This window comes from Exiguobacterium sp. SL-9, from assembly GCF_004336985.1.
Lineage (GTDB): Bacteria > Bacillota > Bacilli > Exiguobacteriales > Exiguobacteriaceae > Exiguobacterium.
The window spans coordinates 1-20,092 of record NZ_SJUO01000009.1 but is presented as its reverse complement, the minus strand read 5'-3'; the positions used below and the strand labels follow the sequence as shown (position 1 = coordinate 20,092).

At 51.0% G+C, this 20,092-nt stretch carries 19 protein-coding genes, 2 tRNA genes and 1 rRNA gene; all 22 read left to right on the top strand.

All coding sequences use genetic code 11. The features are described 5' to 3' along the window. Position 1 precedes the first annotated feature (1 nt). Positions 2 to 1,417 carry a bifunctional methyltransferase/pyrophosphohydrolase YabN gene (yabN, locus tag EVJ34_RS15065; RefSeq protein ID WP_131486148.1) on the top strand — a complete coding sequence of 472 codons (1,416 nt, stop codon included), beginning with the start codon at positions 2 to 4 and terminating at the stop codon, positions 1,415 to 1,417. Further along, the gene (locus EVJ34_RS15060; RefSeq protein ID WP_021065741.1) at positions 1,414 to 1,686 is read left to right on the top strand and encodes an RNA-binding S4 domain-containing protein; all 273 of its coding nucleotides are present in this window, start codon (positions 1,414 to 1,416) and stop codon (positions 1,684 to 1,686) included. Before yabN ends, EVJ34_RS15060 begins: the two co-directional genes overlap by 4 nt. Positions 1,687 to 1,731: 45 nt before the next feature. After that, a complete protein-coding gene (locus EVJ34_RS15055) occupies positions 1,732 to 2,106 on the top strand; it encodes an FtsB family cell division protein (RefSeq protein ID WP_131438103.1) in 375 nt (124 codons plus the stop codon). 75 nt (positions 2,107 to 2,181) lie between these two features. Next, positions 2,182 to 2,718 carry a S1 domain-containing RNA-binding protein gene (locus EVJ34_RS15050; protein ID WP_131438105.1) on the top strand — a complete coding sequence of 179 codons (537 nt, stop codon included), beginning with the start codon at positions 2,182 to 2,184 and terminating at the stop codon, positions 2,716 to 2,718. Positions 2,719 to 2,929: 211 nt separating this feature from the next. Continuing rightward, positions 2,930 to 5,332, top strand: coding sequence for a YhgE/Pip domain-containing protein (locus EVJ34_RS15045; protein ID WP_131486147.1), 2,403 nt, complete (start codon positions 2,930 to 2,932; stop codon positions 5,330 to 5,332). 143 nt (positions 5,333 to 5,475) lie between these two features. Then, positions 5,476 to 5,552 (top strand) — tRNA-Met (locus EVJ34_RS15040). A 9-nt stretch (positions 5,553 to 5,561) separates the two neighbouring features. Further along, positions 5,562 to 5,633 (top strand) — tRNA-Glu (locus EVJ34_RS15035). A 68-nt stretch (positions 5,634 to 5,701) separates the two neighbouring features. Next, positions 5,702 to 6,931, top strand: a complete 1,230-nt coding sequence (gene tilS, locus EVJ34_RS15030; protein ID WP_201739957.1) for a tRNA lysidine(34) synthetase TilS — start codon at positions 5,702 to 5,704, stop codon at positions 6,929 to 6,931. 35 nt (positions 6,932 to 6,966) lie between these two features. Beyond that, positions 6,967 to 7,512: a hypoxanthine phosphoribosyltransferase gene (hpt, locus tag EVJ34_RS15025; protein WP_131438110.1), complete on the top strand. Its 546-nt coding sequence runs from the start codon at positions 6,967 to 6,969 to the stop codon at positions 7,510 to 7,512. Between the two features lie 105 nt (positions 7,513 to 7,617). Continuing rightward, positions 7,618 to 9,645, top strand: coding sequence for an ATP-dependent zinc metalloprotease FtsH (gene ftsH, locus EVJ34_RS15020; RefSeq protein WP_131438112.1), 2,028 nt, complete (start codon positions 7,618 to 7,620; stop codon positions 9,643 to 9,645). Positions 9,646 to 9,739: 94 nt separating this feature from the next. Further along, complete coding sequence (locus EVJ34_RS15015) at positions 9,740 to 10,504, top strand: type III pantothenate kinase (RefSeq protein WP_131438114.1); 765 nt, start codon at positions 9,740 to 9,742, stop codon at positions 10,502 to 10,504. 20 nt (positions 10,505 to 10,524) lie between these two features. Next, positions 10,525 to 11,451, top strand: coding sequence for an Hsp33 family molecular chaperone HslO (gene hslO / locus EVJ34_RS15010; RefSeq protein WP_131438115.1), 927 nt, complete (start codon positions 10,525 to 10,527; stop codon positions 11,449 to 11,451). A gap of 86 nt (positions 11,452 to 11,537) precedes the next feature. Beyond that, the gene (gene cysK / locus EVJ34_RS15005; RefSeq protein WP_131438116.1) at positions 11,538 to 12,491 is read left to right on the top strand and encodes a cysteine synthase A; all 954 of its coding nucleotides are present in this window, start codon (positions 11,538 to 11,540) and stop codon (positions 12,489 to 12,491) included. A gap of 94 nt (positions 12,492 to 12,585) precedes the next feature. Continuing rightward, entirely contained in the window at positions 12,586 to 13,965 is a 1,380-nt protein-coding gene (locus EVJ34_RS15000) for an anthranilate synthase component I family protein (RefSeq protein ID WP_201739956.1), read from the top strand. Then, positions 13,962 to 14,546, top strand: coding sequence for an aminodeoxychorismate/anthranilate synthase component II (gene pabA / locus EVJ34_RS14995; protein ID WP_131486144.1), 585 nt, complete (start codon positions 13,962 to 13,964; stop codon positions 14,544 to 14,546). Before EVJ34_RS15000 ends, pabA begins: the two co-directional genes overlap by 4 nt. After that, a complete protein-coding gene (locus EVJ34_RS14990; RefSeq protein WP_131486143.1) occupies positions 14,530 to 15,360 on the top strand; it encodes an aminotransferase class IV in 831 nt (276 codons plus the stop codon). Before pabA ends, EVJ34_RS14990 begins: the two co-directional genes overlap by 17 nt. Further along, on the top strand, positions 15,357 to 16,142 hold the full coding sequence (folP, locus tag EVJ34_RS14985) for a dihydropteroate synthase (RefSeq protein ID WP_131486142.1): 786 nt from the start codon (positions 15,357 to 15,359) through the stop codon (positions 16,140 to 16,142). The genes EVJ34_RS14990 and folP overlap by 4 nt, the downstream gene beginning before the upstream one ends. Then, positions 16,135 to 16,500: a dihydroneopterin aldolase gene (gene folB, locus EVJ34_RS14980; protein WP_236636727.1), complete on the top strand. Its 366-nt coding sequence runs from the start codon at positions 16,135 to 16,137 to the stop codon at positions 16,498 to 16,500. The genes folP and folB overlap by 8 nt, the downstream gene beginning before the upstream one ends. Then, positions 16,497 to 17,000 (top strand): 2-amino-4-hydroxy-6-hydroxymethyldihydropteridine diphosphokinase, encoded by a 504-nt coding sequence (gene folK / locus EVJ34_RS14975; RefSeq protein ID WP_131486141.1) that lies wholly within the window; start codon positions 16,497 to 16,499, stop codon positions 16,998 to 17,000. Before folB ends, folK begins: the two co-directional genes overlap by 4 nt. A gap of 79 nt (positions 17,001 to 17,079) precedes the next feature. Further along, a complete protein-coding gene (gene dusB, locus EVJ34_RS14970; RefSeq protein WP_236636729.1) occupies positions 17,080 to 18,018 on the top strand; it encodes a tRNA dihydrouridine synthase DusB in 939 nt (312 codons plus the stop codon). Positions 18,019 to 18,166: 148 nt separating this feature from the next. Continuing rightward, on the top strand, positions 18,167 to 19,657 hold the full coding sequence (lysS, locus tag EVJ34_RS14965; protein WP_131438124.1) for a lysine--tRNA ligase: 1,491 nt from the start codon (positions 18,167 to 18,169) through the stop codon (positions 19,655 to 19,657). 329 nt (positions 19,658 to 19,986) lie between these two features. Then, positions 19,987 to 20,092: ribosomal RNA gene (locus tag EVJ34_RS14960) — 16S ribosomal RNA — on the top strand; the annotation flags it as partial.

Here is a 20,092-nt window from a genome sequence, read left to right as displayed (position 1 = left end):
TATGAGTTACGGAATTACGGTCGTCGGCCTCGGGTCTGGCGAACTCGAGCAATTACCACTCGGTGTCTATCGTCACTTGAAACAGCAACCGCTCGTTTGGTTGCGTACGAAAGAGCACCCGGTCGTCAAAGAGCTTGAGATGGAAGGCGTTCACTTTGAATCGTTCGATTCGATTTACGAATCGTGCGATACGTTTGAGGAAGTGTATACCCAAATCGTTGCGACATTGCTCGAGAAGAGTGAAGAGATGGCCATCACCTATGCCGTGCCGGGTCATCCGTTCGTGGCGGAGCGCACGGTCGAACTGCTCGTCGAGCAAGATGCGAACGTCACGTTCCTCGGGGGACAGAGCTTTTTGGACGCCATGTTCCAAGCCCTTCGCATCGACCCAATCAACGGCTTCCAATTACTCGATGCGACTGCGCTCGATGTGGAACGGATTCAAGTGACCCAACACGTATTGATCGGTCAAGTGTATGACGGGTTCGTGGCCGGCGATGTGAAAGTACAACTGATGGAACGGTATCCGGATGAGCATGTCGTCAAACTCGTGACGGCTGCTGGGACGAAACGCGAGCGGGTCAGTGAAATCCCACTCTACGAGATGGACCGCGTGGCAGAGGTCGATAACTTGACGACGCTCTATGTGCCGCCGTTGATGGACGAAGCACATCTCGCCCGCGAGTTTTCGACGTTGAAGCACATCATCGCGACACTCCGTGGACCGGACGGGTGCCCATGGGATCGAAAGCAGACGCACGAATCGCTTCGCAAATATTTGCTTGAAGAAGCGTACGAATTGATTGAAGCGATCGACGAGGAAGACGATGATGCCATCGTCGAAGAGCTCGGTGACGTCTTGCTTCAAGTCATGTTACATGCCCAAATCGGGGCGGACGAAGGCTATTTCGATATTCGGGATGTCATTGGCACCGTCAGTGAGAAGATGGTACGCCGTCATCCTCATGTGTTCGGTGACGTGACGGTCGATGATGCCGATGAAGTCGTGACGAATTGGAATGCGATTAAACAAGTGGAAAAAGGGGAAAAGAGAAAATCGCAGCTAGATGGTGTCCTCATGACGCAACCTGGGTTGATGCGGGCCGAGCAATTGCAGAAGAAAGCTGCTCAAGTCGGTTTCGAATGGGACGATGTGCAAGGTGCGTTCGAGAAGTTAGAAGAAGAGCTTCACGAGTGGAGAAGTCAGCCTGAAGATGAACGAGAGCTTGGCGATGTCCTGTTCTCGGTCGTCAACGTAGCGCGTTATTTCAATTTGAACGCCGAGCAGGCGCTCGAACGGACCAACCAAAAATTTAAGAGACGATTCGAATATATTGAAGCGAACGGCTCCATCGGAGAGATGACGCTCGACGAGATGGATCGACTCTGGGATGAAGCGAAGGAGAAGGGATTATGAGACTAGACAAGTTTTTGAAAGTATCCCGTTTGATTAAACGGCGTACGTTGGCGAAAGAAGTCGCCGACCAAGGCCGGATTCAATTGAACGGACAAGTGGCGAAAGCGAGCACGGACGTCAAAGTCGGTGACGAGTTGCAAATTCGATTTGGGAACAAGCTCGTCACGGTCGTCATCGACTCGATTGCCGAGCATGCCCGCAAAGAGGACGCGAAAGAAATGTACCGCTTGCTCAAAGAAGAAAAGGTGAACAGTGGTACGGAAGCGTAAAAAAAAGGTATACTGGACGTAACAGGACAGGAGGAAGGTGATTCGATGAATGGACGTAACCCGATGGAACGCAAACAGCGGATTCGGGCTCTTGATGAACGAAGAGAACAGCTGGAAAAAGAAAAGAGCCGGCAACGTATCCATCTTCGACGCCGCCTGGCTGCAGCCTCGCTTCTCTTTTTGTTGATGATTGTCTTCATCGGTCAGAGTTACTTCTCAAAAGTCGGATATGTGTCCGAACAGGAACGGAAACAAAATGAAGCGCAAGTCGAACTTCGGGAAACGAAGGACGAGCAATCGGAATTAAAAGAGCAGGTCGAGCGTTTACAAGACGAAGAATACATCGCCAATCTAGCGCGCAACGAGCTGTTGTTCTCGAAAGATGGCGAGATTATTTTTTACTTCTCACCAGAGGAATAAGTGGGTTCGTTGACCGTTGGCGAATCGACTCGTATAATTGTAGGGAATCAATCAAAAAAAGGAGTACATTATTTTATGTCAATTGAAGTAGGAAGCAAGGTACAAGGTAAGGTTACAGGGATTACGCATTTCGGAGCGTTCGTAGAGCTTCCAAATGGCAAAACGGGTTTGGTGCACATCAGTGAAGTGGCAGATTCTTACGTCAAAGACATCAATGAGGTTCTAACGGTCGGTCAAGAAGTGACGGTCAAAATCTTAAACGTCGAAAATGATGGCAAAATCGGGTTGTCTATCAAAAAGGCCGTCGATCGTCCTGTCAGTGAACGTCCAGAGCGCCCAGCCGGCGAGCGTTTCTCTCGTGGCCCACGCCCGGGCGGACCGGGTCAAGGCGGCCCACGCCCAGGTGGTCCAGGACAAGGTGGCCCACGCGGTGGTGGCCCACGCGGTGGCGGTCCACGTGGTGGTGGCGGCGGACGTCGTGAAGTACGCCGTGAACCAGAAACGTTCGACACGTTGATGAGCAAGTTCTTGAAAGACAGCGACGAGCGCTTGACGACGTTAAAACGTCAAACTGACTCAAAACGTGGTGGACGTGGAGCCAAGCGCGGGTAACCCTTCGTAAACCATCAGCTTCTACTCGTACGATAGACGTTCTTCATCAGGAAGACGACGAACCACAGACTTTCAAAGTCTGTGGTTTTTTTGTCGTTTATTTTTTTGTTATAAAAAATAACTAAAAAGGGTTGCATTTTTGAAAGGAAGCGAGCAAAATAAGGAACATGAAAAAATAGTTATGTTTTATAAGTGAAAGGTGAGAGTTGAAATGAATGGATGGAAACTGTGGACAGCAGAATGGCGAAGTATCGGGAAAGATCCACGCGTGTGGATTCCGATTCTTGCGGTCGCGCTCGTGCCGCTTATGTATGCGGGGATGTTTTTATGGGCGTTTTGGGATCCGTATGGACAAATGGAAGACTTGCCGGTGGCAATCGTGAACGAGGACCGTGGGGCGACGTTCGACGGGGAGCAGCTTGCTGTCGGTGACGAGCTCGTGGAGAAATTAAAGACATCTGATGCGTTCGAATTTGTCGAGACGACAAAACAAGAGGCGACGTCCGGATTAGACGACCATGACTATTACATGGCGATTGAGATTCCAGCGGATTTCTCGGAAAAAGCGACGACTGCACTCGATGACAAGCCGGAGAAGCTCGAACTGAAGTATATCGCTAACGAATCATATAACTTTTTAGCAGCTCAAATCGGTGGTTCGGCGATGGAACAAGTGAAAGGCGAACTATCAACCGAAGTCGCCAAACAGTACGTCAGTGCAATGCGTGACGGGATTCAAGACGCCGCCTCGGGGCTCGATGACGCCGCAGCCGGGGCCGCGAAGCTCGCGGACGGCTCGAAGACGGCTGAGAACGGGGCGACCGAACTGGCCGATGGAACGGCGTTACTCGCTTCGAAGCAACGTGAATTGGCTGACGGGGCTAGTCAGTTAAACGAAGGTGTCGCACAACTTGAGTCTGGGACGGCCGAGTTGGCGAATGGGAGCCAGCAAGTATATGACGGCAGTGCCGCCTTGGCGGATGGGGCACGTCAAGTGAATGACGGGGCCTCTGCGCTCCAAGATGGGACGAGTCAGCTTGTCGAAGGGACGAGCACGTTCGCATCGAAGTTGGAAGAATTGCAGAGTGGTACTGCATCCCTCAATCAAGGGGCACAAGAGCTCGCAGCCGGAATTGTTCGTTCAAAGGATGGCAGTGCTCAATTAAGCGCGGGTTCGAACGAATTAGCGGCGGCGATGACGTCGGCGAAAGAAGGCAACGCCGGCCTGGTTGCAGGTGAGACGCAACTCGTGAATGGAATCGGTCAAATGAAAACAAAGATGTTGACCAGCCAAGACGAGTTGATCACGCAGCTATCGGCACTCGCCGAGTCTGGGCAATCGGCGCCACCGGAAATGCTACAAGCAATCGTGGCGCAATTGACGGAAGGTCAAACGGCAACCGCAGCCGGATTCGATGAACTGGCAGCGGGAGCAACACGCGTGAAAGAAGGACAAGTCGCACTCGGTGACGGGTTGACACAAGCCGAGGCAGGTGCGAGCGAGCTCGCCTCGGGACTCGCGACGTTGCAGGAAGGACAAATCGAATTGGCAAACGGAGCACAAGCGTTGGCTGAAGGATCGACCCAAGTAGATCAAGGGGCTCAAACGGCCGCTACGAGCTCGAAAGAGTTGGCTACTGCAAGCAGTCAGATAAGTGCGGGCGTTGGTGAGTTGAAAGTCGGGACGTCAGAACTTGCGACGGGTAGTAACCGTCTGACGGAAGCGACGGGGGCTTTATCTGAAGGAAGTTCAAAACTCGCAGACGGCGCGAAAAGCGCGGGCGACGGAACGAGTACGCTTGCGGACGGAGCCTCACGCTTGGCGGATGGGGGCAAAGACCTACAATCCGGAAGCACTCAACTCGCGAATGGACTGTCAGATTTAGAATCTGGCAACAGTGAGTTACGGGACGCGCTTGCAGAAGGCGCCGCGGCCGCGTCGATTGACATTCGAGAAGACAACGTCGACATGATGGCGGGGCCGGTCACGATTGTGAATGAATCCATCCACCCTGTTCCAAACTATGGAACCGGCTTTGCACCATACTTCATGTCGCTCGGTCTATTCGTCGGGGCGCTCTTGTTATCGATCGTTTACCCGTTATACGATCCAGCTGGTAAACCGAAGCGCAGCCTGTCGTGGCTCGTCTCGAAATCAGGTGTGTTGCTCGTGGTCGGCTTGATTCAAGCGCTCGTCTTGGATGTGGCGATGGTCATGCTGCTCGGACTTGAAGTCGAGGCACCCCTTCAGTTCTTTGGATTCAGTTGGCTCGTGAGCATCACTTTCTTGTTGATCGTGCAACTGCTTGTCACGACGCTCGGAAATCCAGGTCGTTTCGTCGCCATTGTCTTATTGATTCTGCAACTGACGACTTCGGCCGGGACATTCCCGCTCGAACTCATTCCAAGTGCGTTGCAGCCGTTCAACGCCTGGTTACCGATGACGTATACAGTTGCAGGTTATAAAGAGATTTTGTCAGCGGATGGCTGGAGTTACTTGCAACAAGCCATTTTGTATCTGTCGTTCGTATCGGCCGCTTGTTTCTTCTTGTTATGGGGATATTTCCACATCGCTTGGAAGAAAAAATATCGGCTGACGACGTCAGAAGCTTGATGCACAACGAACTGAAAATCGTGTATAGTGGATAAGAAGCCACTGTACACGATTTTTTTCTAAAAAAAACTTTTAAAAAAGAATTGACACTGACGTGGGTACTGGTTATTATAGAAAATGTGCTTAGGACACAACAATAACATGGCGGTGTAGCTCAGCTGGCTAGAGCGTACGGTTCATACCCGTGAGGTCGTGGGTTCGACTCCCTCCGCCGCTACCATTTTATTTAGGCCCGTTGGTCAAGCGGTTAAGACACCGCCCTTTCACGGCGGTAACACGGGTTCGAATCCCGTACGGGTCACTTACCTAAGCGAAAAGAAGCCATCTCACTTGAGATGGCTTCTTTTGTTATATCAAGGAGGGCGACGGATGGCGAAAGTATTGATTGCGGTGTCAGGTGGAGTCGATTCGGTCGTCTTGTTAGACCGTGCTGTTCAAAGCGGTCTTGAGATCGGGGTGGCCCACGTCCATCACGGATTGCGTCTCGAGTCGGATGAAGAGTATGGTTTCGTACAACGTCTGGCTGCTTCTTACGGCGTCCCGTTTCATGGTAAGCGACTCACTTTTCCGGATGGTGGGTCACAGGCGAGTTACCGGACGGCACGATATGCGTTCTTTGAACAAGTTATGCAGGAATTCGGTTATACACAACTGATGACGGCCCATCATGCAGACGATCAACTCGAGACGGTTCTCATCCAACTTCAACGTAACGTCGTCGAAGTGACAGGAATTCCGGAGCGCCGCCCGTTTGCCGGAGGAGAACTCGTCCGCCCACTCTTATCGGAACCGAAACGAGAACTGATTGCTTATGCCACCCGACATCGACTCGAATGGCGAGAAGATGCGAGCAATGCCGAAGTGGATTACTTACGAAACAAGTTGCGCCATCAGTTCGTCCCGCAACTCCTCATGGCACAACCGGATCTTGTTCACGTCGTGAGCGAAACGGCCCGACGTCAGCGCGACCTGTGGGGTGAACGTTACCAACGCATGAAGGTGTGGATGGAGACCTCGGTTCATTTTGAGATGAAAGCGTTTCATGTGAAACTAGAGGACATAATCAGTTTGGATCGGCTCGAGCGATACGTCGTAGGGCGATTACTTTGTACTCGATATGGGGTAGAAGTAGGAGAAGCGATGGAACGACTTTTTGCGAGCTCGCGAGGTTCAGTGCATGTCGATTTAGAAGGTCCGTGGCGACTGCGGAAACACGACGGAGTCTTATCGTTACAGGCGACCGGTCGGCCGATGCCATCCCCGGATGAACGAGTGGTGACGGCGTTCCCCGCGCATGTGACGTTCGGTACAAGTCGGTTTTCACTCGAGGTCGTTGAAGAGGCGCAGGGCATCCCGCTCGAGGCGGTCGAGTTACCATTAGTGATTCGTTCTGTCGAGGCTGGAGATGTGATGAAACTGTCCATCGGGACGAAAAAAGTTTCTCGTATCTTCATTGACGCGAAGATTCCGCGAGAAAAACGACCTTTTGTCCCGTTGATAGTTGACGCAACCGGACAGGTTATCGCTATAGTAGGAGTAAGAGTTTCCGATTTTCCGGATAAGTCGGGTGCGATGTGCCCACGATTAATGGTAAAATGATGATTGTGTCGGATAAGAAAGAGGAGGATTTTAAGATGTCATTAATGAACGATATGGAGAAAGTACTGATTTCAAACGAAGAGATTCAAGGTAAAGTGAAAGAACTCGCTGCAACCCTTAGCGAAGAATATAAAGAAGAGTTCCCACTCCTCGTCTGTGTGTTAAAAGGTGCGATGCCATTCATGTCGGACCTCGTCAAAGAGATGGACATTCATTTAGAAATGGATTTCATGGACGTGTCGACGTACCACGGCGGAACATCATCGACTGGTGAAGTCAAAATTGAGAAAGATTTAAATACATCTGTAGAAGGACGCGACATCTTGATTGTAGAAGATATCATTGATAGTGGACTCACACTCGGCTATCTCGTTGATCTTCTCAAGTACCGCAAAGCTAAATCGGTTAAAATCGTGACGCTTCTTGACAAACCGACGGGCCGCAAGAACGGATTGTCGGCTGATTATAGCGGTTTCGTGATTCCACACGAATTTGTCGTCGGCTACGGTCTTGATTACGAAGAGAAATATCGTAACCTTCCGTACGTCGGTGTGCTCAAGCCGAGTGTTTACGGGGGCTAACGTTTTTCTTTTGAAAATGTGACGTGTTAAGATAAAAGAAATACCCAAAGTATACACATATACTGAATGGGCGAGAACATCGTTTCTCGGAATAGGAGGCAGAGAATGAATCGTGCAGTGAAAAACACCTTAGTGTTCGGTGTGATTTTCCTGGCCTTGATCTTGTTCCTTCAATATTTACAAAACCCGAATAGCCAGAGCGAAACGCTCTCTTATTCGAAGTTCTTGGAATATGTGGAGGATGATCGAATTGAAACGGCAACCGTACAGGAAATCCCGGGAGCTATTTCAATTACAGGTGACCTTACAGGAGACGAAGATCAGCGTTTTGAAACGAACATCCCGGCCAACGAGGCCGAATACGCCGAAGTACTCTCGTTGCTTCGGGCGGATACCGACATTCAAGTCGAAGAAGCAGAATCGAGTGGTAGCTGGTTTAGCATCGTATTCGCGATCTTACCGTTCATCATCATCTTTATCTTGTTCTTCTTCTTGCTTAACCAAGCCCAAGGTGGCGGTGGCGGTGGTCGTGTGATGAACTTCGGGAAATCGAAGGCGAAACTTTACGATCAAGAAAAACGTCGCGTCACGTTCGAAGATGTTGCCGGGGCCGATGAGGAGAAACAAGAACTCATCGAAGTCGTCGAATTCTTGAAAGACCCTCGCAAGTTCTCGAAACTTGGAGCACGGATTCCGAAAGGCGTCTTGCTCGTTGGTCCTCCAGGAACAGGTAAAACGTTACTCGCTCGTGCAGCTGCGGGAGAAGCCGGTGTACCGTTCTTCTCAATCTCAGGTTCTGACTTCGTCGAAATGTTCGTCGGTGTCGGGGCGTCACGTGTTCGTGACTTATTCGAGAATGCGAAAAAGAACGCACCGTGTATCATCTTTATCGATGAAATCGATGCAGTCGGACGTCAACGTGGTGCCGGTCTCGGTGGCGGACATGACGAACGTGAACAAACGCTTAACCAACTTCTCGTTGAGATGGATGGATTTAGCGACAATGAAGGGATTATCATGATTGCCGCGACGAACCGTCCGGACATTCTTGACCCAGCCCTTCTTCGTCCAGGTCGATTTGACCGTCAAATCACGGTTGATCGTCCAGATGTGAAGGGCCGTGAAGCAGTCCTTAAAGTCCATGCCCGCAACAAACCGCTCGATTCGACAGTCGACTTGAAGTCAATCGCGCAGCGTACGCCTGGATTCTCAGGTGCTGACCTTGAAAACTTGTTGAATGAAGCAGCGCTCGTCGCAGCCCGGTCTAACCGTTCAGCGGTCTCGGTCGTGGATGTCGAGGAAGCGATCGACCGTGTCATCGCCGGTCCTTCTAAGAAGAGCCGTGTCATCTCGGAGAAAGAACGCCAAATCGTCGCCTATCATGAGGCGGGTCATACGATTATCGGGATTGAACTCGAGAACGCAGACGAAGTGCATAAAGTGACGATTGTTCCTCGCGGCAACGCGGGTGGATATGTCGTCATGCTTCCGAAAGAAGATCGCTACTTTATGACGAAACCTGAGCTTGAAGATAAAATCGTTGGTCTCCTCGGGGGCCGCGTGGCGGAAGACGTCATCTTCGGTGAAGTGTCAACAGGAGCGAGCAATGACTTCCAACGCGCGACTGGTATCGCTCGGAAGATGGTCATGGATTACGGCATGAGCGACAAGCTCGGACCGCTCCAACTTGGATCGAACCATGGTGGACAAGTCTTCCTCGGCCGTGACTTCCAAACGGAACAGAACTACTCGGATGCGATTGCGCAAGATATCGACCTCGAGATTCGCGATATCATCAACCGTTGTTACGCGAAAGCGAAACAAATCTTGACGGATCGTAAAGACGATCTCGAGCTCGTCGCGAAGACGTTGCTCGAAGTCGAGACGCTTGATTCGAAACAAATTCGTCACTTGATCAAGACGCGCGAATATCTTCCGCACGAACCGGAAGAGCCGTCTGAACCATCGAACGACGATGCGAACGACGAAGCGAAAAAAGATGAGGCGGCCGTCAAGCACGGACAAGTCATCGATCAACCTGGAGTCGTCCAAGAAGCGAAACCGGATGTTGTCCCTGAAGGCGATAAGCCTGAAGCGACACCGACGGAACGCCCGAACAACGAATCACGCTAAGTGAAAGAGACGAATGCCCTAAACAAGGCATTCGTCTTTTTTCGTGTTATAATTCGAGCGAACTGTAATTGACAACAAAGTGAGGAACGCTATCATGATTTTAGTGATTGATGTTGGGAATACAAATATTGTCCTTGGGATGTATGATGACGAGACACTCGTCCATCATTGGCGCATCTCGACAGACCGCACGAAAACGACTGATGAATACGGCATGCTCGTAAAATCGCTGTTTGATCACTCGAACGTCTCGTTCGATCAGATTGACGGCGTGATTCTGTCTTCGGTCGTCCCACCGGTCATCTTTCCGCTCGAACAGATGTCGCAGCGCTATTTCAACGTCCGACCGATTGTCGTCGGTCCTGGTGTGAAAACGGGTCTCGACATTCATGTGGACAATCCACGGGAAGTCGGTGCGGACCGCATCGTCAATGCGGTCGCAGGAATCGCTAAGTATGATGGACCGCTCATCATCGTCGATTTCGGTACGGCGACGACATACTGCTATATCGATGAGAACCGCCGCTATCACGGAGGAATCATCTCGCCGGGTATCATGATCTCGGTTGAGGCGCTCTATCAACGGGCGGCGAAGTTGCCGCGGATTGAGCTCGCGACACCACCTACGGTCGTTGGAAAAAATACAATTCAAGCGATGCAGTCGGGTACGTATTACGGCTATGTCGCGCAAGTCGACGGGATTGTCGGCCGCATGAAACGTGAAGTCGGAGAAGCGACTGTGATCGCCACAGGTGGTCTCGCGCGTTTGATTAGCGAGCATGCCGAGACGATTGACACTGTCGATTCATTTTTGACACTTGATGGACTTCGTCTCATCTATGAACGAAACCAGAAATAAACTTAAAGGAGTTACTCGATATGATTCAACCAGAACAACAAGCATTACTTGACCAAATGAAAGCTGATTACCTCGTCCGGGCCCTCGGATTTAACGGTGAAGTCCGTGCGTTTGCCGTTCGGACAACGAAAACAATTTTTGAAACGCAACTCCGTCATCAGACGACACCGGTCGCTTCAGCAGCGCTCGGTCGGACAATGACGGTCGGTGCGATGATTGGTGCGATGCAAAAAGGTGCCGCTCGCGTGACGCTTAAAGTCGAAGGCGATGGGCCGATCGGGAAAATCATCGTCGACGCTGATACGGCTGGAGACGTACGTGGTTACGTGTCACACCCTCGCGTCGAAGGTGGGACGTTCGTGAACGATCACGGCTTGACGAAATTGAAGGTTGGCGAAGCGGTCGGACGTGGGACAATCTCGGTCATTAAAGACCTCGGTTTGAAAGACTACGTCGGAGGCTCGTCTGAGATTCAAACGGGCGAAATTAGCGAAGACTTCACATACTACTTCGCGACGTCAGAACAAGTGCCATCAGTCGTCGGTGCCGGTGTTCTCGTGCTTCCAGAAGATGAATCGATTCTTGCGGCCGGCGGTATCATCGTTCAATTGATGCCGGATGCGTCAGAAGAAACGATTCAAGCACTTGAGAACGCTTTGAAGACGTTCCCTCCAGTATCTGTATTGATCGGTGAAGAGAAGACGCCGGAAGAGATGCTCCATATGCTCCTTGGCGACAGCCTCGAAGTGTTGGACCAAAAGCCGGTTCAATTCAACTGCACATGTGGCCGTGACCGCATGGAAAGTGCAATCATCGGTCTCGGTACCGAAGAGATTCGTCAAATGATTGAAGAAGACGGCGGCGCTGAGGCGGTCTGCCATTTCTGCGGCGAGAAATACCACTTCTCGGCGGAACAGTTAGAGGCGATGAAACAACAAGCACGCTGACCGCTTGGCTCCAAATTGCATATTTTGAATCCGATAGGGTATGATTACAATATCGGAATAGTCGGAATTATGGAGGAGGAAATGAAATGCGTATCGTAGATTCAGTAACAGATTTGATTGGAAAGACACCGATTGTGAAGTTAAATGGATTGACTGGCGCTGAAGATGCCACGGTTTACTTGAAATTAGAGTATATGAACCCGGGTTCTAGCGTAAAAGACCGGATTGCACTCGCCATGATTGAAGCGGCGGAACGTGAAGGGGTCTTGAAACCAGGAGATACGATTATCGAACCGACCAGTGGAAACACGGGAATCGGTCTTGCCATGGTCAGTGCGGCCAAAGGCTATAAAGCGATTTTGGTCATGCCGGAAACGATGAGCATGGAACGTCGCAATCTGCTTCGTGGCTACGGTGCCGAGCTCATTTTGACGCCGGGTCCTGAAGGGATGGGCGGAGCGATTCGCCGTGCGACGGAAGAGGCTGAACAAAATGGTTATTTCCTCCCGCAGCAGTTTAACAATGAAGCCAACCCGAACGTGCACGAGATGACGACCGGGCCTGAAATCGTCGACGCGTTCGATGCGTCAGGTCTTCAAGTCGATGCGTTCATCGCTGGCGTCGGGACAGGTGGAACGATCACGGGAGCGGGTAAAGTGTTGAAAGCCCACTACCCGAACGTTCAAATCCTAGCGGTCGAACCGGTCGATTCACCGGTCTTGTCGGGTGGCAAACCAGGCCCGCATAAAATCCAAGGCATCGGGGCCGGATTCATCCCGTCGATTCTCGATACAGAGATTTATGAAGGTGTCCTTCAAATCACGACCGATCAGGCGTTTGAATATGCACGTCATGCCGCTAAAACGAACGGCGTGCTCGGAGGTATCTCGTCAGGTGCAGCGATTGCTGCGGCTGTCGATACGGCGAAACGTCTCGGCAAAGGGAAAAACGTGCTGGCGATCATCCCGTCAAACGGAGAGCGCTACCTCAGCACACCGCTCTACCAATTCGATGAAGAATCAGATAGCGTACGTTCGTAAACAAACGGCAGTTACCGGGAGACAACTTCTTTCGGTAACTGCCTTTTCTTGTGTACAATTAAAGGCATGAATCAGTGGAACGGGGGAATGTGGCTTGAGACGAACAGCGTTCAAAACCATGAGCATGACAAAAGAGAAAATGTACGACACGTATATGACATTGACTGAAGGGAAGAAAAACTATGCGTGGTTAGAGAGTGGACGAGTCGGCCGCTATACGATGGCCGGATTCGAGCCGTTCGCTACGCTTCACGTGAAAGATGGTGTCGGGACGTTCGTCACGTCAGAGATGACGGAAACGATACATGGTGAGCCGCTCGATATCGTCGAAATGGTTCGAGCCCGTTACGCCACCGAGCGACCAGAAGGTGCGCCCCCGTTTTTCGGTGGGATGATCGGTTATGTGAGCTATGACGTAGCCCGTACGCTTGAACGTTTACCACGGCAAGCGGAAGACGATTTGGCGACCCCTGACGTCTCGTTCTTATTATTCGATGAAGTGGCGGTCTTCGATGAAGAAGAGTCGCTCTTATATATGCTCGTTACTGCAGAGGATCAGCTAGAGGTGAAACTCGATCGCTTTGCTGCCCTCTGGCGGACGGAGACGCATTATACATTCCCGCCGGTCGCGAGTGGAACGCTCGAACGTTCGCGTTCGCTGTCACAAGAGAAGTTTGTGACGGCGGTGCAAAAGATTCAAGACTATATCGTCGAGGGCGATGTGTTTCAGGTGAATTTGAGCGTCCGGCAATCGGAACCGCTCCTCGCACACCCGCGTCACATCTACGACACGCTTCGGAAAGTGAACCCTTCACCGTATATGGGTTATTTCGCTGACGATTCGCTCACGATGGTGTCGGCTTCACCGGAACTGTTGCTCGAAAAACATGGCGCTGCCATCTCGACCCGTCCAATCGCTGGGACAAGACCGAGAGGCCGAGACGAGGCAGAGGATTTAGAACTGGCGCGGACGTTGCTCGACAATGAAAAAGAAAGAGCTGAACACGTCATGCTCGTCGACCTTGAACGAAACGATTTGGGCAAAGTCGCGGTGTACGGAACGGTGCATGTCGATGAGTTGATGGTCATCGAGAAGTACTCGCATGTCCAACACATCGTCTCAAACGTACGCGGTCTGATGCGGGATGGCGTATCGGGTGCTGAAGCACTCGGTGCGATGTTCCCGGGAGGCACCATCACCGGGGCACCGAAGATTCGGACGATGGAAATCATCGAGGAACTCGAACCGGTCCGACGTGGGATTTACACCGGTTCATACGGCTGGCTCAGTTGGGATGACGACCTTGTGTTCAACATCACGATTCGGACGATGGTCGTCAAGGACGGGATGGCTCATGTTCAGGCAGGGGCCGGGATCGTGATTGATTCTGATCCGGAAGCGGAGTATGCCGAATCACTATCGAAGGCGAAAGCGCTATGGGCGGCGAAAGAAATGACGGAGGCGACGGTATGATTTTACTCATCGATAACTATGATTCGTTCACATACAATTTAGTGCAATATTTTGGGGAACTCGGTGAACAGCTCGTCGTCCGTCGCAACGATGACATCACGCTTGAAGAAATTGAGGCGCTCGCCCCGAGTTATCTCGTCATTTCACCAGGACCGTGCACACCGAACGAGGCCGGAATCAGTATCGACGCGATTCAAGCGTTTGCCGGTCGCATCCCGATTCTCGGAGTCTGTCTCGGCCATCAAGCGATTGCCCAAGCATTCGGCGGGAAAGTCGTCCATGCTGAACGACTCATGCATGGAAAGACGTCAGCGATTCGACATGACGGCCAGACGCTGTTTGCCGGGGTCCCACAACAGACGATTGTGACACGGTATCATTCGCTCGCGGTCGAACGAGATTCGCTACCGGCATGCTTGCATGTCACGGCCGAAACGAGCCTAGGAGAGGTGATGGCACTCCGGCATGAAACGTTGCCGATTGAAGGAGTGCAGTTTCATCCAGAAGCGATTTTGACAGAACACGGCAAAGACATGATTCGCAACTTCATCGAGGTGTATCGTCATGTGGCTTTGGCATAACGGCGAACTGCGAGGCAGTTCTGAAGTGATGATCCCGGTGGAGGATCACGGATTTTTATATGGGATGGGCCTATTCGAGACGTTTCGAACGTTCGACGGGATTCCGTTCTTGTTTGATCTCCACTGGGAACGGCTTGAGAGGAGTTTGGCGGAACTGTGGATTGATTTACCGTATACGAAACAAGAGATGGAGCAGGCGATCCAAGACGTCGTTCGGCAAAACGGAACCTCGAACCTGTATGTGCGCTTGAACGTGTCAGCAGGGGTGGCGCCACTCGGGCTCTATGACGGACGCTACACTCGTCCGAACGTGACGCTGATCGTCAAACCGTTATCGGAATCGTTCCAGCCCACAGAAAAACGGTTGGAAGCCATCCCGTTTCCAAGAAGTCGGCCCGAAGCAGCATTCCGCTTAAAGTCCCATCATTATATGAACAATATATTAGGCAAACGGATGCTCGTCGATCGGGAGGCGGAAGGTCTGTTCGCCGATGAATCAGGACATGTGGTGGAAGGGCTTGTCTCGAATATCTTCTGGGTCGAAGCTGACCAACTTTGGACGACGCCGCTCGCGACGGGACCTCTGGCTGGGGTCACGCGACGTTGGGTGATGGATACGTTTGATGTGAAGGAACGTGATGTGACGTTTGCGGAACTTGCTCGAGCGGACGAAATTTGGTTGACCAATTCGGTTCAACAGATCGCTCCGGTCACAGACTATGCCGGGAGGACGTACCCGGGCAAGGACGGAGTGAGATTTAAAGCATGTTGGTCTAAACTGTTGCATGCGATTGAAAGGGAAGAAACGCGATGACAAAAATCATGGGCATTTTGAATGTAACGCCAGACTCGTTTTCGGACGGGGGACGGTACACGGCGCTCGATCAGGCGGTTGCTCACGCCAAGCAACTCGTTCAAGACGGAGCGGACGCGATTGATATCGGCGGGGAATCGACACGGCCGGGAGCTCGGTTCGTCTCCGCGGAAGAAGAAATCGAGCGAGTCGTTCCTGTCATTCGTCAACTGAAGCAAGAACTTGACGTGCTCATCTCGATCGATACGTACAAACCGTTGGTGGCAAAGGCGGCATTAGAAGCCGGGGCCGATATCATCAATGATGTCTGGGGTTCGAAGTGGGGAGATCAGTCGATGGCACAAGTGGCACGGGCGCATAACGTTCCCATTATCTTGATGCACAATCGTGACAATCGTAATTATGGTCATTTCATCGAGGAGGTCGTCGGGGACTTGCATGAATCGATTGAAATCGCTCAAGCGGCAGGTGTGCCGGATGAGATGATTTGGCTAGACCCGGGAATCGGTTTTGCGAAAGACTATGCGCAAAATATGAAGTTGATGAATCGACTCGACGTGATCACGAACCTCGGTTATCCGGTTTTACTCGGGACGTCGCGGAAATCATTTATCGGCCAAGCACTTGATTTACCGACCGAAGAACGATTGGAAGGGACATTGGCGACGACGTGTTTAGGCATCATGAAAGGCTGTGCGTGGATCCGGGTTCATGACGTAAGAGAGAATAAACGAGCGTCACTTATGATGGACGCAATGCTGGGAGGCGGACAAATTGGATAAGATGTTTGTGAATGGGATGCGTTTCTATGGCTATCACGGTGTGTTTGAGGAGGAGAATCGACTCGGTCAACGGTTCAACATCGATTTGATGTGTGAGTTGGACTTGGCGCCGGCCGGGCAAACGGATGATTTATCAGAAGGAGTCAGCTATGCCGGTCTCTATCAGTTGACGGAAGACATCGTCACTGGGGAATCGGTCAATCTGCTCGAAGCGCTGGGCGAGCGTATCACGACGGCTGTCTTAGCCCACAGCGACAAGATTCAAAGCGTCACCGTTAAAGTCATCAAGCCGGACCCGCCCATCCCAGGCCACTACGACTCGGTCGCAATCGAGATGACGCGGAGGAGAAACGTATGATATACGTGGCACTCGGGTCAAATATCGGAGATCGTGCTCGTTACCTCGCGGAAGCAATTCAAGCGATGACAGAAACGGGTCTTCGCGTGACCAAGGAATCGTCCGTCTATGAAACGGCACCAGTCGGATATACGGATCAGCCGTCCTTCTATAATATGGTTGTCGAAGTTGAGCCGATTGCACCAGCAGAAGCCGTCTTACTCCAGCTCCAACAGATTGAGCGGACTTTAGGTAGAGAGCGGTTATTCAAAAATGGGCCACGCACAATCGACCTTGACATCTTGGTCTATAACAGCGAAGATATACAATCGAAGCAGTTAACTGTTCCGCATCCGCGGATGCATGAACGTGCTTTTGTCCTTGCCCCGTTCGCGGAGATTGCTCCGTCGGTCGAGGTAAAGGGAATGACGGTGCGGGCGTTGCTTGAAGTCCTCCCAGAGTCGGAACGGCAAGATGTCGTCCCTCTCGGACCGTTACAATCATTGGTCAACTCGGTTTAACGTTAGCAAAGGAAGTGGAGAAGTGTCAGGGTTTACAATTGGAAACATTGATATAAAGAACCGCGCTGTCCTTGCCCCGATGGCCGGGGTGACGAACCCTGCGTTTCGTTTGATCGCGAAAGAATTCGGTGCGGGACTCGTCTGTGCCGAAATGGTCAGCGATAAAGGGATTTTATTGGAGAATGCGAGAACGCTCCGGATGCTGTACGTCGATGAGCGGGAAAAGCCGCTCAGTCTTCAGATTTTTGGTGGCTCGAAAGATACACTCGTCAGGGCGGCCCAGTATGTGGACCAAAATACGAATGCGGACATCATCGATATCAACATGGGGTGCCCGGTCCCGAAAGTCACGAAGTGTGAGGCGGGCGCCAAATGGTTGCTTGACCCGAATAAAGTTTATGAGATGGTGAATGCCGTGTCGCAAGCGGTCGACAAACCAGTCACCGTCAAAATGCGACTCGGTTGGGATGATGATCACATTTATATTCTTGATAACGTTCGTGCCGCCCAATCGGGTGGTGCCGCAGCGATTGCGATTCATGGTCGCACGCGGTCCCAACAATATGAAGGAACCGCGAATTGGGACTGGATCGGCGAAGCCAAGAAGATTGCGACGGTTCCGATTATCGGGAACGGCGATATCTCGACACCTCAAGAAGCGAAGCATGCGATTGACCATTTTGGTGTCGATGCCGTCATGATTGGACGGGCGGCGCTAGGAAATCCGTGGATGTTGTATCAAACCGTCCAATACTTAGAGACAGGAGAACTTCCGCCAGAACCAGCGGCGCGTGAAAAGATCGACATTTGTATGTTGCATCTTGATCGTTTGATTGCCATCAAAGGAGAAGTGACAGCCGTTCGCGAGATGCGTCAACATGCGGCGTGGTACTTGAAAGGGTTGAAAGGCAGCGGCCCGGTTCGGAAGCAAATCAATGAAACAGAATCGCGAGATGCTTTCGGCATTGTGTTATATCATTTTGTGGAGCAACTCGAGCGACAAATGCAAGAAGTGTGAACTAGTGAAAAAAATTGATTTGTGGTAAGCTTGTTTGGCGAAAAAGTGAACCACACAAGCAAACGGTTTAGGCTGTGCTGTTGGCCGTGAGGCTGACAGTTTTTTATTAGGAAGATCCCCCAATACGTATAGAGGAGTGAATGGAGTAGTGAGTCACGAGTTGGAAATGAATGACCAAATGCAGGTTCGATTTGAAAAAATGACCGAGATGCGTGAACAAGGGCTTGACCCGTTCGGACGTCGATTTGAACGTTCGGCCCACGCCGGTGAATTACATGAACAATATGAGGCAATTGAAAAAGAAGCCTTGGCTGAACAAGACGTCGAAGTGACGCTTGCCGGACGAATCATGACGAAACGTGGAAAAGGGAAAGTCTTCTTTGCCCACATTCAAGACGTTACAGGACAAATCCAAATCTACGTGCGCAAAAATGACGTAGGTGACGAACCGTTCGATTTATTTAAATCATCTGACCTTGGCGATATTGTCGGGGTGAAAGGGAAGTTGTTTAAGACGAACGTCGGCGAATTATCGATCCACGTCGAAGAGTTCGAACTGTTGACGAAAGCACTTCGTCCGCTTCCTGATAAATATCACGGCTTGAAAGATGTCGAGCAACGCTATCGCCAACGTTACTTGGATTTGATTACGAACAACGATTCACGCCAAACGTTTATTTTGCGTAGCCGAATCATCTCGGAAATTCGGAACTTCTTGAACCATCGCGGTTACTTGGAAGTCGAGACGCCGATGCTGCACACCATCGCCGGTGGAGCTGCTGCCCGTCCATTTTTGACGCACCATAACGCACTTGATATGGAATTGTATATGCGAATCGCCATCGAGCTTCACTTGAAGCGTTTGATTGTTGGTGGTCTCGAGCGCGTGTATGAGATTGGCCGCGTCTTCCGTAATGAAGGGATCTCAACGCGCCATAACCCAGAGTTTACGATGATTGAACTATATGAAGCGTACGCAGATTATAATGACATCATGGATTTGACGGAAGAGCTTGTGGCACACGTAGCACAAGAAGTACTCGGCACGACGGACGTTCAATATGGAGAAGATACGATTCATTTGGCCGTCGGTTGGAAACGTGCGCATATGGTCGACTTGGTGAAAGAAGAAACAGGCGTCGATTTCTGGAAACAGATGTCTGATGAAGAGGCACGTGCGCTTGCGAAAGAGCACGGTGTCGAAATTCAAGACCACATGACGTTCGGTCATATCGTTAATGAATTCTTTGAGCAGAAAATCGAAGAAACATTGTTGCAACCAACGTTCGTTACAGGACATCCTGTCGAAGTATCACCATTGGCGAAAAAGAACGATACAGATCCACGCTTCACGGATCGGTTTGAATTGTTCATCGTTCGTCGTGAACATGCCAACGCCTTCACGGAATTGAATGACCCGATTGATCAGCGTGAGCGCTTCGAGGCCCAACTTCTTGAGAAAGAAGCCGGTAATGATGAAGCCCATGAATTGGACAACGATTTCCTTGAAGCACTCGAATACGGAATGCCGCCAACAGGAGGTCTTGGAATCGGAATCGATCGCCTCGTCATGTTGTTGACGAATGCACCATCGATTCGCGATGTCCTATTGTTCCCAACGATGCGACACCAACAGTAAAGAATCGTTTTAACCTCTCGCTCTTACGGGCGAGAGGTTTTTCTATGGGGAGTAGTTGCCGGTTTAAAGATACTAAAAACTTTTTTAGAAAAACTTTTGTAAAAAGTCTTGCGTTCTATTTAAGGATGCGGTAAAGTAATAAACGTTGCCGCTGATGGCAGCGGAAAAGAATAAAAAAAGTGGTTGACAACTGTGTCGATGACTTGTATTATTTTAAGAGTCGCCAATGAGCGACAGACGAACTTTGAAAACTGAACGATGAGGCAAAAATGTTTTACAATTTTTGAATGAAGCGCAAGCTTCGTCATTTTTAAAGAGCTATATCAAATTCTTTGGAGAGTTTGATCCTGGCTCAGGACGAACGCTGGCGGCGTGCCTAATACATGCAAGTCGAGCGCAGGAAATCATCTGAACCTTTCGGGGGGACGTTGATGG